Source organism: Pseudomonas rosaeacicularis (assembly GCF_057128745.1).
Genome location: NZ_JBSKHT010000004.1, coordinates 208,846 through 223,157, shown reverse-complemented (window position 1 = coordinate 223,157; position 14,312 = coordinate 208,846). Strand labels below are relative to the sequence as shown.

At 59.8% G+C, this 14,312-nt stretch carries 11 protein-coding genes, 1 tRNA gene and 1 pseudogene; 8 read left to right on the top strand and 5 right to left on the bottom strand.

The genetic code is table 11. From position 1 onward, the window contains the following. A partial coding sequence (locus ACWKWM_RS07620; RefSeq protein ID WP_483845553.1) for a hypothetical protein occupies positions 1-990 on the top strand: 990 nt, incomplete at its 5' end. 233 nt (positions 991-1,223) lie between these two features. Continuing rightward, positions 1,224-1,913, top strand: a complete 690-nt coding sequence (locus ACWKWM_RS07615) for a dihydrofolate reductase family protein (protein WP_483845552.1) — start codon at positions 1,224-1,226, stop codon at positions 1,911-1,913. 32 nt (positions 1,914-1,945) lie between these two features. On the opposite strand, the gene ptrR is transcribed toward ACWKWM_RS07615, so the two are convergent. Further along, positions 1,946-2,821 carry a putrescine utilization regulator PtrR gene (gene ptrR / locus ACWKWM_RS07610; RefSeq protein ID WP_483845551.1) on the bottom strand — a complete coding sequence of 292 codons (876 nt, stop codon included), beginning with the start codon at positions 2,819-2,821 and terminating at the stop codon, positions 1,946-1,948. A gap of 135 nt (positions 2,822-2,956) precedes the next feature. Between ptrR and ACWKWM_RS07605 the strand changes: the two genes are divergently transcribed. The 3 genes from ACWKWM_RS07605 to ACWKWM_RS07595 all read left to right on the top strand — a co-directional run bounded on the left by ACWKWM_RS07605 (position 2,957) and on the right by ACWKWM_RS07595 (position 6,676). Then, positions 2,957-4,348: an aldehyde dehydrogenase family protein gene (locus tag ACWKWM_RS07605; protein WP_483845550.1), complete on the top strand. Its 1,392-nt coding sequence runs from the start codon at positions 2,957-2,959 to the stop codon at positions 4,346-4,348. 206 nt (positions 4,349-4,554) lie between these two features. Continuing rightward, positions 4,555-5,622: an alpha/beta fold hydrolase gene (locus ACWKWM_RS07600; RefSeq protein ID WP_483845549.1), complete on the top strand. Its 1,068-nt coding sequence runs from the start codon at positions 4,555-4,557 to the stop codon at positions 5,620-5,622. A 331-nt stretch (positions 5,623-5,953) separates the two neighbouring features. Then, positions 5,954-6,676, top strand: a complete 723-nt coding sequence (locus tag ACWKWM_RS07595; protein ID WP_483845548.1) for a GNAT family N-acetyltransferase — start codon at positions 5,954-5,956, stop codon at positions 6,674-6,676. 15 nt (positions 6,677-6,691) lie between these two features. Here the strand turns inward: ACWKWM_RS07595 and ACWKWM_RS07590 are convergent, their stop codons facing one another. The 4 genes from ACWKWM_RS07590 to xylA all read right to left on the bottom strand — a co-directional run bounded on the left by ACWKWM_RS07590 (position 6,692) and on the right by xylA (position 12,340). Then, the gene (locus ACWKWM_RS07590) at positions 6,692-7,828 is read right to left on the bottom strand and encodes a sugar ABC transporter permease (protein ID WP_483845547.1); all 1,137 of its coding nucleotides are present in this window, start codon (positions 7,826-7,828) and stop codon (positions 6,692-6,694) included. Further along, entirely contained in the window at positions 7,829-9,385 is a 1,557-nt protein-coding gene (gene xylG / locus ACWKWM_RS07585; protein ID WP_483845546.1) for a D-xylose ABC transporter ATP-binding protein, read from the bottom strand. A gap of 160 nt (positions 9,386-9,545) precedes the next feature. Further along, entirely contained in the window at positions 9,546-10,550 is a 1,005-nt protein-coding gene (gene xylF, locus ACWKWM_RS07580; protein WP_483845545.1) for a D-xylose ABC transporter substrate-binding protein, read from the bottom strand. Positions 10,551-11,023: 473 nt separating this feature from the next. Beyond that, a complete protein-coding gene (gene xylA / locus ACWKWM_RS07575) occupies positions 11,024-12,340 on the bottom strand; it encodes a xylose isomerase (protein WP_483845544.1) in 1,317 nt (438 codons plus the stop codon). A 192-nt stretch (positions 12,341-12,532) separates the two neighbouring features. Between xylA and ACWKWM_RS07570 the strand changes: the two genes are divergently transcribed. The 3 genes and pseudogenes from ACWKWM_RS07570 to ACWKWM_RS07560 all read left to right on the top strand — a co-directional run. Beyond that, a complete protein-coding gene (locus tag ACWKWM_RS07570; RefSeq protein WP_483845543.1) occupies positions 12,533-13,714 on the top strand; it encodes a XylR family transcriptional regulator in 1,182 nt (393 codons plus the stop codon). A gap of 67 nt (positions 13,715-13,781) precedes the next feature. Continuing rightward, positions 13,782-13,857: transfer RNA gene (locus ACWKWM_RS07565), tRNA-Asn, on the top strand. Positions 13,858-14,023: 166 nt separating this feature from the next. Then, positions 14,024-14,200 (top strand): annotated as a pseudogene (locus ACWKWM_RS07560) (ParA family protein); the annotation flags it as partial. Positions 14,201-14,312 lie beyond the last annotated feature (112 nt).

Below are 14,312 nucleotides of genomic sequence, written 5' to 3'. Positions count from 1 at the left end.
GGCTCCGATAAAGTTGGCGCTAACCGCGTTGCTTCCGACGGCTCCGATAAGGTTGGCGCTAACCGCGTTGCTTCGGACGGTTCGGATAAGGTCGGCGCTAACCGCGTTGCTTCAGAGGGCTCCGATAAAGTTGGCGCTAACCGCGTTGCTTCCGACGGCTCCGATAAGGTTGGCGCTAACCGCGTTGCTTCGGACGGTTCGGATAAAGTCGGCGCTAACCGTGTTGCTTCTGACGGCTCCGATAAAGTTGGTGCCAATCGCGTTGCTTCGGACGGCTCGGATAAAGTCGGCGCTAACCGCGTTGCTTCGGATGGTTCGGATAAAGTTGGCGCTAACCGTGTTGCTTCCGATGGCTCCGATAAAGTTGGTGCAAACCGCGTTGCTTCGGATGGTTCGGATAAAGTCGGCGCTAACCGTGTTGCTTCCGATGGCTCCGATAAAGTTGGTGCAAACCGCGTTGCTTCAGATGGGTCCGATAAAGTCGGCGCTAACCGTGTTGCTTCTGACGGCTCCGATAAAGTTGGTGCCAATCGCGTTGCTTCCGATGGCTCGGATAAAGTCGGGGCGAATCGTGTTGCTTCCGATGGCTCCGATAAAGTTGGTGCCAATCGCGTTGCTTCCGATGGCTCCGATAAAGTCGGCGCCAATCGCGTGGCTTCAGATGGCTCCGATAAAGTCGGCGCTAACCGCGTTGCTTCGGACGGCTCGGATAAAGTCGGCGCTAACCGTGTTGCTTCTGACGGCTCAGATAAAGTTGGCGCTAACCGCGTTGCTTCAGATGGCTCCGATAAAGTGGGTGCAAACCGCGTAGCGGCTGATGGTGCCGACCATGTGGGCGCTAATGCCGTCGCTGCCAACGGCGTTGAGCGCGGGTTGGCGTCCGATGGCGCCGACAAGGCGAGCGTCTCTCGTGTGGCCGCCAATAAGTGGGACAGCCTGAACGCCCGCGAGATCGCTGGCGAACTGTGCTACGAATGCCTGACTAAATAACCGCGTGTCCCCGGGTCATGCTGACGACGTTCAGCATGACCCACTTCTTTCCTCCCGCTCGAACCAGACACCCCTCACGCCCGACGCCGATTTTGTAGGAGCTGCCGAGCCGCCGAAGGCTGCGAAGCGGTAGGTCTGACACGCCTCAATCTGATGCCCACCCCGACTGAACTATCAGCCCAAAGCCCGGGTCGGTTTTACATTCCGATCGATCAAACTGCCTGGAGCTAGCGATGAAGCCTTACGTGATCTGCCACATGATGTCGTCCCTGGACGGACACGCGCTGACTGATGGATGGGATCGCCCTTTTAAAAAAGCCGCCGGCGAGCTTTATGAAAAGCTAGCCGAAACATTCGCCTTCGACGCTTGGGTTTGCGGCCGTGTGACGATGCAGGAGGTGGCCCACGACGAGGGATATCCGTCGGGGCTGGCGACCGCACCGATCCCGCGCACGCACCACTTCGTCGACCGCGATGCTGACAAATACGCCGTGTCTATTGACCCTCACGGCAAGGTCGGCTGGAAGAAAAACGAGGCCCTTGGCTCGCACGTGGTGGAAGTGGTTACTGAAGCCGTGGCAGATGACTACCTGGCGTACTTGCAATCGATTGGCGTGTCATACGTTTTTGGCGGCAAGACCGAGCTGGACCTGCCCGCCGTCGTCGACATTCTGGTCGAAGAGTTGGGCATCAAACGCTTGATCGTCGAGGGCGGCCCGCACGTCAGCGGCTCCTTCGTGGCGGCAGGTCTGGTAGACGAAGTCAGCGTGCTGCTATTGCCGCTGATCGATGGTCGCGGCGAGCATCCGGCGTCGTTTGAAGTAGCGCCGAGCGCGTGGAAGCAACCCGAGTACCTGACGCTGCAATCGGCAGAAGTGCAAGACGGTGGTGGGGTATGGCTGCGCTACCTGACCGCAAAGTGATCGCCTGCTGCAAAACCTGAGTCAGGCGCCGATCAGGCCTGCGCCTGGGCCTGTATCGGCTGCAGCAAATCAATCAGCGCATTCAGTGCTGGCGAGCGCTGGCCACGACGCCAAGTCAGCCAGATGTTCAGATAACGGAACGCCTCGCCGAGCGGATAGACGTTGACGTTGCGACTGCCCGGCATGCTTTCGAGCATGCTGCGCGGCACCATCGCGACACCGGCCCCTGCGGTCACGCAGGCGAGCATGCCGTGGTAGGACTCCATTTCGAAAATCTTGCCCGGGGTCGCCATGTCCGCCTTGAACCAGGCCTCGAAATGCCTGCGGTACGAGCAGTTCTGCCGGAACGCGTACACCGTCTTGCCGCTGACATCCTGCGCTCGGCTGACCGATGCATGGCTGGTGGGCGTGATCAAGACCATTTCCTCTTCGAACAGCTCAATGCCCTCAAGGTCCGGATGCCGCAACGGACCATCAACGAATGCTGCACTCAATCGCCCCGCAACCACGCCGTCGATCATGTCGCCGGACGGCCCGGTGGACAGCGCCAGCTCAACTTTCGGATAGCGTAAATGGAAGTCGCCCAGCAGCCCCGGAATACGCACGGCGGCGGTGCTTTCCAGCGAACCCAGGGTGAAAATGCCCTGGGGTTCGCTGCCGGAAGTCGCCTGACGCGCTTCCTCCACCAACTCAAGAATGCGCTTGGTGTAATCCAGAAATGTCCAGCCAGCAGCCGAGAGCCGCAGTCGCAGCTTTTCGCGGATGAACAGGTCAACGCCCAGTTCCTGCTCCAGCTGTTTGACCCGTGTGGTGAGGTTGGACGGCACGCGATGCAGGCGTTGCGCAGCAGCGGTGATGCTGCCTTCTTCGGCCACGGCTTTGAAGAGTTCCAGCTGGGTCAGGTCCATACCTTCTCCGATAGAGAATGAATCGTTGATTATTATTCATTATCAAAATAATTCGGCGCAGCCTATCGTGGTGGACACTTTCAAGCAATAGACGGTCGTCCCCGACGACGTGCCCACGAATGGAGAACATCGGTTATGTCGAAGCACGCATCCCCCTCACATGCAATTTCCTTGAACCCTGCCACTGGCCAGGTATTCGCTGAGTACCCGTTTGAAAGCGCTGATCAGCTTGAGCAATCGCTGACCCGCGCTGAAGCAGGTTTCAAGGCTTGGCGCAAACAATCAGTCAGCGCTCGCGGCGAAGTGTTGCTGAACATGGCGCGGGTGCTGCGCGATAAGGCAGAAGTCATGGCCCAGATGATCACCGCTGAAATGGGCAAGCCGATTGCTCAGGCCCGCACCGAGATCGAAAAGTGCGCCGTCACGTGCGAGTGGTACGCCCAGCACGGCCCGGCGATGTTGATCCCGGAAAAGACCCCGGTTGAAAACGATAAGGCCTACATCGCTTACTTGCCATTGGGGCCGGTACTGGCCGTGATGCCGTGGAACTTCCCGATCTGGCAGGTGCTGCGCGGCGCCATTCCGATGATCCTGGCGGGCAATGCCTATGTACTCAAGCACGCACCTAATGTCATGGGTTGTGCATTTTTGCTGCGCGACGCCTGGCTTGAAGCCGGTCTTGTTGAGGGCGTGTTCGAGGTGATCAACGTCACCAATGAAGGCGTCTCCAAGGCCATCGCCGATCCGCGCATCGCCGCTGTGGCGGTCACCGGCAGTGTGCGTGCTGGCGCAGCCATCGCCAGTCAGGCAGGCGCTGCGTTGAAAAAGTGCGTGCTGGAACTGGGCGGTTCCGATCCATTCATCGTGCTGGCCGATGCCGATCTGGATGAAGCGGTAAAGGCTGCGATGGTCGGACGTTTCCAGAACAGCGGGCAGATTTGCGTGGCCGCCAAACGCATCATCGTGGAAGAGGGCGTGCTGCCTGAGTTCACTGAAAAATTTCTCGCGGCGGTCAAGGCGTTGAAGGTCGGTGATCCGTTGGCCAATGACACCTATGTTGGGCCGATGGCGCGCTACGACCTGCGTGACGAGTTGCACGGTCAGGTCAAGGCGACGCTGGCCGAAGGCGCATCGTTGCTGCTGGGCGGTGATGTGATCGAGGGCGAAGGTAACTATTACGCGCCGACCGTTCTGGGCGATGTGCGTCCGGGCATGACCTCGTTCAAAGAGGAGTTGTTCGGCCCTGTCGCTTCGCTGATCGCTGCACGTGATGCCGAGCATGCGGTTGACCTGGCCAATGACAGTGAGTTCGGGCTGGCAGGCAGTGTCTGGACGGCCGACGAAGCGCTGGCTCGCAACATCGCGTCACGGCTGGAAACCGGCGGCGTGTTCATCAACGGCTACACCGCGTCCGATGCTCGGGTGCCGATTGGTGGCGTGAAAAAAAGCGGCTTCGGTCGTGAGTTGTCGCACTTCGGTATTCGCGAGTTCTGCAATGCGCAAACCGTGTGGATTGATCGCCGTTAACCCTCAGTAGCTCAGTCTCAGACCCGCCCGGTTCGCCGCGCGGGTCTTTTTGTCTGCACGCGGATCTCATTTTTACGGGTAATGAAAAAGAAGCTGCCTGCGTGGATGACTTGAATGTGCCCGACACATTAGGGTTATAACTGTTTGTTGCGGCACCGCTCCGATGCCCCACGCAACGCTGATTATACGACCCCTGGAGGGGGCATATGTCCGAAGAAATCAACCAGCACCGTCGACGCTTTCTGGCTACCGCAACGATTGCTGTCGCCGCCGTGGAACTGGGGATGACCGGTCTGGCACAGGCGAAAAGCGCCAGTAGTTCCTCGCCCGAATTCCCTGCGGTAAAGGCGGGCACTCACACCACATTCGGCCCGCTCAAGCAAATCGACGCAGGGTTGCTCAATGTAGGTTATGCCGAACTGGGCCCGGCAGATGGGCCTGCGGTGTTGCTGCTGCATGGCTGGCCGTACGACATTCACAGTTACGTCGATGTTGCGCCGATGCTCGCCGCCAAGGGTTATCGGGTGATCGTGCCGCACCTGCGCGGTCATGGGTCGACGCGCTTTTTGTCCGACAGCACGGTGCGCAATGGTCAGCAGGCTGCCGTGGCGCAGGACGTCATCGCGTTGATGGATGCGCTGACAATCAATAAAGCGATCCTCGCCGGATTCGACTGGGGTGCCCGAACGGCCAACATCATCGCCGCGCTGTGGCCGGACCGATGCCGGGCGCTGGTGTCGGTCAACGGCTACCTGATCGACAACCTGGACCGCAACAAAATGCCTCGGTCGCCCATGGCAGAGCAGGCTGGGTGGTATCAGTTTTACTTTGCCACTGAGCGTGGACAGGCAGGCCTTGAGGCCAATCGGCGGGAGCTGGCGAATCTGGTGTGGAAGACCCACTCGCCCAAGTGGGGGTTTGGCAAAGCCACCTTTGACCGCACCGCAGATTCGTTCGACAACCCGGACTATGTCGCCGTTGTCATTCACAACTGCCGCTGGCGTCTGAGCCTGGCGTCGGGTGAAGCGCAATATGACGACATCGAGCGGCAACTGGCCTCAACACCGGTGATCAGCGTGCCAACCATCACGCTGGACGGCGATTCCGACGGGGTAACGCCAGCCTCAGATGGCCGCGTCCACGCTGCGATGTTCAGCGGCAAACGCGTGCACCGCATCATCGCCGGCGTGGGTCATAATCTGCCGCAAGAAGCACCGCAGGATTTCGTCGATGCCGTGGTGGATGTGGATGGCTATGCGGGTGGCAGCGCCTGAAGCATCGCCTTCGCGGACAGGTCCGCTCCCACAATGGATCTGCGGCGCTGTGGCTTGGGAAACAGGGTGCTCGACTGCCGCCGTAAACCTGTAGGAGCTGCCGAGCAGCGCGAGGCTGCGAATTCGATGTGTCAGACAGACCGCAATCGCAGCCTCGCGCTGCTCGGCAGCTCCTACAGCTGACCTCGTTCGCCAACCAGACACAAAACCTGTGGGAGCGGACCTGTCCGCGAAGGGGCCTTGCATCCGGCACACTTCTGGTCATTGCTTCGCGAGAACGTTGGCTCCTGCAGTATGATGTTGGCGCCTTAACCCCGGAGCCAGACACTCGATGTGCAGCATCACCCATTTCGAAACCCCGCCCCCTGAGTCAGTCAACGGCCAGATCATGCAGATGGTCGTGGATTACTTGACTGACATCAGCATGGTCGCCATTGCGCCGAGTAATCAGCTTTATCAGCTGTACCAGTACGGCGTTGGCTACGAGATTCATATGTACCTGGAAGCGATGAATGGCGCCAAAGGCATCCCGGTCGAATTGATCGTCGCGCTGGACGAACAAGACCCAGAAAAGGTCATCGGCTTCGTGCTGTACCTCCCGGTCACGGACGATCCGCAAGCCTGCGCCGTCGCCTACATGGCCGTGCTCGCGAGCCGCCGACGTCAAGGCGTTGCGCGGCAGATGCTTGAGGCGATGACCGCCCGCTACCCCCACGCTGAGCTTGGCTGCACGGTCGCCAAAGTGCCCGCGTTCGAAGCGCTGGGCTTTCAAGTGTTGGGCGCTCGCGGGCCGCAGGTGCTGATGAACACCCGCGACCATGCCACCCAAGGCATGCTCGCGGTGCTCGACGTGGCGCCGATCTACAATTCGCTGGAAGTGCGGCAAATCCACACCTATCTGCTCGGCCTGCATGGCAAAAGAGCCATGGCCGACGCCGAGAAACAGCGCGATCGCCAGCTCGACCAGATGACCCGTCACGCCAAATCCTTCGTCGAACAGCGTCTGGGCGGGCATGCCGTGCCTTACATCGGCAACATCCCGCGCCGGGTCTGACTCGCCAAATTGACCTCAGCGACGACCGCTGCGGGTACTGACGTCGACCCACACGGCCAGCACCAGAATGCTGCCCTTGACGATCATCTGCCAGTAGCTGTCGACGTCGAGCATCGACATGCCGTTGTCCAGGCTGCTGATCACCAGCGCCCCCAGCAACGCGCCGTACACCGTGCCCGAACCGCCGCGCATCGAAGTGCCGCCGATGAAGCACGCGGCGATGGCGTCCAGTTCGCCCATGTTCCCGGCAGAGGGCGAACCGGCTGCCAGCCGTGCGGTATTGACCAGCCCGGCCAGCGCGCACATCACGCCCATGATCCCGAAGATCCACAGCTTGATCGCCTGCACGTTGATGCCCGACAGCCGCGTGGCCTCCATGTTGCTGCCCACCGAGTAGATGCGCCGGCCAAACACGGTCTGGCTGGTGACGTAGCTGAACACACCCAGCAGGATCAGCAGCAATAACACCGGCACCGGAATCCCGTCGTAACTGTTGAGCGTGTAGACAAAGCCCGCCAGTACGGCAGCAATCACCACCACCCGCACGCCATCTCGCAGCCAGGAATGTTGAGCCAGGCCATGCAGTGCGCGATTGCGGCGTTGACGCCAGGTCAAAAATAACGTCAGCGCGACCAACGTCACGCCAAGCACGACCCCCACCCACTGCGGCAGATAACCCTGGCCGACATACACCAGCCCCGGCGACACCGGCGCAATCGTCGTGCCGCCGGTGATACCCAGCAGCACGCCACGAAACGCCAGCATCCCGCCCAGACCGACGATGAATGACGGAATGCGCAAATAGGCGGTCATGTAGCCGTTGCTCAGGCCGATGAGCAGCCCGCACAGTGCAACGATCGCCAGATTCAGAGGCAACGGCACGTGATACACGACGTCGAGAATCGCAGCCACGCCGCCGAGCAAACCGAGCATCGAGCCCACCGACAGGTCGATCTCGCCGCTAATAATCACCAGCACCATGCCGCAGGCGAGAATCCCGGTGATCGACATCTGCCGCAGCAGGTTCGACAGGTTACGCGGCGTGAGAAAACCACCCTCGGTCTGCCAGCTGAAAAACAGCCAGATCAGCACCACGGCGATCAGCAGCGCGAGCATTTTGTAGCGGGTGAAGAGCTGTTTGAGCGGGTTCATTCAAGCGGATTTCCGATCGTGACTGTCTGGCTCACCGGGCGCTGTCAGCGCGGCGGCGAGGACGCGTTCCTGGGTTAAATTCTGGTTGAGGAAGTCACCGCGCAACTGACCTTCACCGATCACCAGCACCCGATCCGAGACGCCCAGTACTTCGGCCAGTTCCGAGGACACCATGATGATCGACACGCCTTCGGCGGCCAGCGCGCCCATCAGTTTGTAGATCTCGTATTTGGCGCCCACGTCCACGCCACGGGTGGGCTCATCAAGGATCAACACGCGGGGTTTGGTCAGCAGCATTTTGGCCAATACGGCTTTTTGCTGGTTGCCGCCGGACAGACTGGTAATCGGCAAAAACGAGGTGGCGGTTTTCAGGTGCATGCGGGCAATTTCCCGTTCGACGCTGCCCAATTCGGCTTCGGCATCGATGCGCGTCAGGTGCGAAAAACTCTCGAGCACCGCCAGGGTAATGTTCTGCCCGACGCCCAGATCCGGAACGATGCCTTGGCGCTTGCGATCCTCCGGCACCATGCACAAACCGGCGCGGATAGATTTCAACGGGGTGCCGGTGTCGATCTGTTTGCCGTCCAGCCACACCTCGCCTTCGTAGCGCCCGGGGTAGGAGCCGAACAGCGCCGACACCAGTTCGGTACGACCGGCGCCCACCAGCCCTGCGATCCCCAGGATTTCCCCACGGCGCAGGGTGAACGAGATGTCGTCCACCCGCTTGCGGCTCGGGTTGTCGACGTCGTAGCAGGTGAAGTGCCGCGCCTCGAACAGCACTTCGCCCACGGCATGGGGTTCGGTGGGATACAGGTTGCTCATCTCGCGCCCGACCATTTGCGTGATGATGCGCGCCACGTCCATCTCGGCCATGGCGGTGGTTGCAATGTGTTTGCCGTCACGAATCACCGAAATGGTGTCGCACACCGCAGCCACTTCATCGAGCTTGTGGGAGATATAAACGCAGGCCACGCCCTTGGCTTTGAGCGCGCGGATGATGTCGAGCAGTACGTCGATTTCCGAGCGGGTCAGGGCCGAGGAGGGCTCATCGAGGATCAACAGCCGCGCCTGTTTATTCAACGCTTTGGCGATCTCGATCAACTGCTGATAGCCGCCGCCGTATTGCGAAACAGGGAGGGATACGTTGATGTCCGGCACCTTCAGCTCGCGCATCAGGGCCTCGGCTCGGTGGATCATCGCGGGGTAATTCATCCGCCCGCCGCGCAGTGTCAGTTCATGGCCCATGAAGATGTTTTCCGCCACCGACAAGTCAGGCACCAAGGTCAGTTCCTGGTGGATGATGACGATGCCGGCGGCTTCGGTTTCAGCGATGGAGTGGGCTTTGAGCGGCTGGCCGTCCCAGAGGATTTCGCCCTCCCAGGTGCCGAACGGGTAGACCGCGGACAGCACTTTCATCAGCGTCGATTTGCCTGCGCCGTTTTCGCCGCACAGGCCGACGCACTCTCCGGGTTTGACCTTTATATCGATGCCATTGAGCGCGCGCACGCCGTCAAAGGTTTTGACGATGCTGCGCATTTCCAGCAGGTAATCGGACATGACGAGTACTCACACAGCGATGGGCAGTCGGGGTTGCATACAGCTGGCCGGTATCTGTGGGAGGGAGCTTGCTCGCGATGAGGCCCTTACATCCACTCGAACTTCAGTGGCTGAAACAGGGCATCGCGAGCAAGCTCCCTCCCACCACAGACAGCGTCCTTTACTGCCCGGCGATTTGCGCCTTCGTGTAGAACCCGTCTTCGACCAATAGATTGACGTTGTCTTTGGTCAGCGGTGTGGGCTTGAGCAGAATGGTTTCGACCTTTTTGCTGCCGTTGTCGTACTCGGAGTTATAGGCGGGCTTCTCGTTGCGCACCAATTGCACCGAGAGTTTCGCGGCCTCGGAGGCGATCAGTTTCAGCGGCTTGTAGACGGTCATGGTCTGGGTACCGGCGATGACCCTCTTGATCGCTGCCAGGTCAGCGTCCTGGCCTGATACCGGCACCTTCCCCGCCAGCTTTTGGGCGTTGAGCGCTTGAATCGCGCCGCCTGCGGTGGCGTCATTGGAGGCGACGATGCCATCGATTTTGTTGGCGTTGGCGGTCAGGGCGTTTTCGATGATGCTCAGGGCCTCGGTGGGGTTCCACTCCTTGACCCATTGCTGGCCGACCACTTTGATGTCGCCTTTATCGATGGCCGGCTGCAGCACTTTCATCTGGCCTTCGCGCAGGATTTTGGCGTTGTTGTCGGTGGGTGCGCCGCCCAGCAGGAAGTAGTTGCCCTTGGGTTGCGCGTTGAGCACGCCCTGAGCCTGCATCTCGCCAACCTTTTCGTTATCGAACGAGATGTAGGCGTCGATATCGGCGTTGAGGATCAGCCGGTCATAGGACACCACTTTGACGTTGGCTTTCTTGGCTTCGGCGACCACGTTGTTCAGCACGGTGGCATTGAACGGCACGATGACGATCACGTCCACGCCACGGGAAATAAGGTTTTCAATTTGCGAGATCTGCCGCTGTTCGTTGGCGTCGGCCGACTGGACGTAGACCTTGGCGCCCAGTTGTTCGGCGGCGGCGGTGAAGTAATCACGGTCGCGGGCCCAACGCTCCAGGCGCAGGTCGTCGATGGAAAAGCCGATCTTGGGGTTTTTCGCGTCGGCCATAGCCATCGGGTTGCATAGCAGGGCCAGAACGCTGGCGAGGAGGGCAGTTTGCAGGGGTTTCATAGTGCTGTGTCCTTTTATTGTTGTTGAGAGGCACATCAATACCGTGACCGGCTTGCGGGTAGAACTGTAGGTAATCGCCGGCCTGCACGGAGCAGGGATTTGTCGTGAGAATGTAACCGGCCGTTGGCCGAACACCTGAACCTGCAGGTGCCAACTTGTGGCGAGGCAGCCAATACGGTGTGTCAGGTTTAACGCTTCGCGAACAAGTTCGCTCCTACAGGGGACGCGGCTGACGCGGTACGTCAGGCAAAACGGATATTTCTGTAGGAGCCAACTTGTTGGCGAGGTAGCCAATACGGTGTGTCAGGATTAACGCCTCGCGAACAAGTTCGCTCCTACAGGGGATGCGGCTGACGCGGTGTGTCAGGTTTAACGCCTATTTCTGTAGGAGCCAACTTGTTGGCGAGGCAGCCAATACGGTGTGTCAGGATTAACGCCTCGCGAACAAGTTCGCTCCTACGGAGGGTTGGGGATTAGGGGTAAATAAACCGGTTGACCACGCCTTCGAGCATTTCCTGGCGGCCGCTGACCGGCTGCGGGTTCAGTTGCTCTTTAAACGCGTACTCGGCCAGCGATTCCAGGCTGTAGTCTCCGGCCAGCACGCCACGGCCCAAGGGCTGTTCCCACCCGGCATAGCGCTGCGCTTTGAAGCGGGCCAGTTCATCGTTTTCGATCATGGCGGCGGCTCGCTCAAGGGCCAGAGCCAATACGTCCATCCCGGCGACGTGACCGTAGAACAGGTCGACCTCGTCCAGGCTCTGGCGTCGGACCTTGGAATCGAAGTTGAAGCCACCGTGTTTGAAGCCACCGGCCTTGAGGATTTCGTAGGTCGCCAGCGTCAGCTCTTCGACGCTGTTGGGGAACTGATCGGTGTCCCAGCCGTTCTGCGGATCTCCACGATTGGCGTCGATGCTGCCGAATATGCCCAAGGACGCCGCCGTGGCGATCTCATGCTGAAAACTGTGGCCGGCGAGGGTCGCGTGGTTTGCCTCGATGTTGACCTTGATCTCCTTTTCCAGGCCGTACTGATGCAGGAAACCGAAGACCGTCGCGCTGTCGTAATCGTATTGGTGCTTGGTCGGCTCCTGAGGTTTGGGCTCGATCAACAGATCACCACTAAAGCCGATCTTGTACTTGTGCTCGACCACCATGCGCATGAATCGCCCGAGTTGCTCGCGCTCGCGTTTGAGGTCGGTGTTGAGCAGCGTTTCATACCCTTCGCGGCCGCCCCACAGCACGTAATTGGCACCCTTGAGCCGCTGGGTGGCATTCATCGCGCTGAATACCTGCGCCGCGCCATAGGCGAATACTTGCGGGTCGGGGTTACTGGCGGCACCAGCGGCAAAACGCGGATTGCTGAAGCAATTGGCGGTGCCCCACAGCAGCTTGATACCCGTCTGTTCCTGATGGCGCTCCAGTTCGTCGACCATCTGCGCGAAGTTGTTGCGGTACTCATTCAGGCTCGCGCCTTCAGGGGCCACATCAGTGTCGTGAAAGCTGTAGTAGTCGATGCCCAGTTTGGAGAAAAACTCGAAAGCGGCTGCGGCCTTGTGCCTGGCCAGTTCCATTGCATCGCCCGGCTGCTGCCAAGGGCGTTTGAAGGTGCCGACGCCAAACATGTCGCTGCCCGGCCAGACAAAGCTGTGCCAGTAACAGGCGGCCATGCGCAGGTGTTCGCGCATCGGTTTACCAAGAATAATCTTGTCGGCCTGGTAATGCCGGAAGGCCAGGGGGGAGTCGCTGTCGCGGCCCTCGTAACGAATCTGATCGACAGCAGGAAAATAGGGCATCGCGATTTCCTTTGTTGTTATTGGCCTTGATGTTTTGGTCATTGGCATCGGCGAGGACAGTGACCTTGCATCGATAGTAGCAACGCCCCCGAGCCCGCCGATTGCGAAAATCACCAAAGTGCAGTGCGATTTTAATTATTGAGATCGTGCCCCTGCGCGCCTAGGCTGTGACCACTGGCCCGGAGAACAACAATGAAAACCGTCCCGCCTGTCCATCGCATTGCCCTGCTGTTCAACGGCAGCAAAATCTACGATCGCGGCATCATCACCGGCATTGGCAATTACCTCAGCAGCACCCGTGCGTCGTGGGATCTGTTTCTTGAAGAAGACTTTCTGTGTCGGCTCAAGGGTATCGAGCGCTGGAGCGGCGACGGCATCATCGCGGACTTCGACGATCCGGCGATGGGCCCTGCGCTGGCGGGCATCAAGGTGCCGGTGGTGGCGGTGGGGGGCTCTTACGAAGATGCGCGCGCATACCCTCGGCACATCCCGTATGTGGCGACCGACAACTACGCCTTGATCGAGCTTGCGTACCGGCACCTGATCGAGGCCGGGCTGACGCAGTTTGCCTGCTTCAGCCTGCCCGAGGCCGACACCAATCGCTGGGCGCAGGAGCGCGAAAAAGCCTTCCATCGTTTGCTTGAACGCGACGGTTTGTCAGCGCGGGTCTATCGCGGCCTCAGCACCAGCGCGCCACTGTGGGACAGCGCCGTTGAACAGCAGATTGCCTGGCTGCAGAGCCTGCCCAAACCGATCGGCATCATTGCCGTGAGCGACGCCCGCGCCCGGCAACTGCTGCAGGCGTGCCTTACTGCGGGTATCGCGGTGCCGGAGGAGGTGGCGTTGATCGGTATCGACAATGATCCACTTACCCGCACGCTGACCCGCGTGCCGCTGAGCTCAGTCATCCAAGGCACCGAGCAGATGGGTCGCACCGCCGCGAAACTGCTGCATCAGATGCTGCACGGCATGCCGTCTGCGGGGACGCAGGTGCTGCTGCCGCCTGAGGCCATCAACGTGCAGACGTCCAGCCTGCACCAGCCGCTGGGGCATCCATATGTGATGCAAGCGCTGCACTTCATTCGTCAGTACGCTTGTCAGGGGATCAAGACCGCCCAGGTTGCAGGTTACGTCGGCGTATCACGTTCTACGCTGGAGGCACACTTTCGCAGCGAGCTGGGCCGCAGCGTGCACGACGAAATCCTGCGTTTCAAACTGGCGGCGGCTGCCAGTGAGCTGGAGAGCAGCGCAAGCGGCATCGCCGACATCGCGCAAAGCTGCGGTTTCAAATCGGCGCAATACCTGCACACCGTGTTCAAACGGGAACTGGGCTGCACGCCGCGCGAGTACCAGCAGGCCCATTCGACCGCCTGACGGCAGCCCCGTATTTTTTACCGGGCCTGCTTGACTTCCCTTTTTCAATCAGTAAGATAGCGCGCATTCCGCGATAGCTCAGTTGGTAGAGCAAGTGACTGTTAATCACTGGGTCCCTGGTTCGAGTCCAGGTCGTGGAGCCATTCAATTCAAGAGGTCGAGCAGACCGTTGTAGGACCTTTCGCAATACCAGTGATCTCATACTGGGTTGATGAAGCTGCAAAACTGCTCTATTGCTTCGATTTTGTAGCATTTTCAGGTCGACCAAACGCTGTCTCTTAAATCAATCCGATTTAGAGGCAAGCACCCATGAAAATTGCATCGGTCATCTCGACCAAAGGCGGCCTTGGTAAAACCACGGTAACCGCCAATCCAGGCGCGTTCTGCGCTGATTCAAACATCCGAACCCTGCTGATTGATCTCGACACGCAACCCTCGTTGTCCTCGTTTTACCGCATCGAAAACGAAGCACGCGGCGGCACCTATCAGTTTGGAAACGTCTGAGTTGATCGTGAACGCAAGCAGCCATGGTATGCGGTGCGGCGAGAGCGTGGTGTTGGCCGCCAGACGAGGCTCTCGAAATTGGATACCCATCACC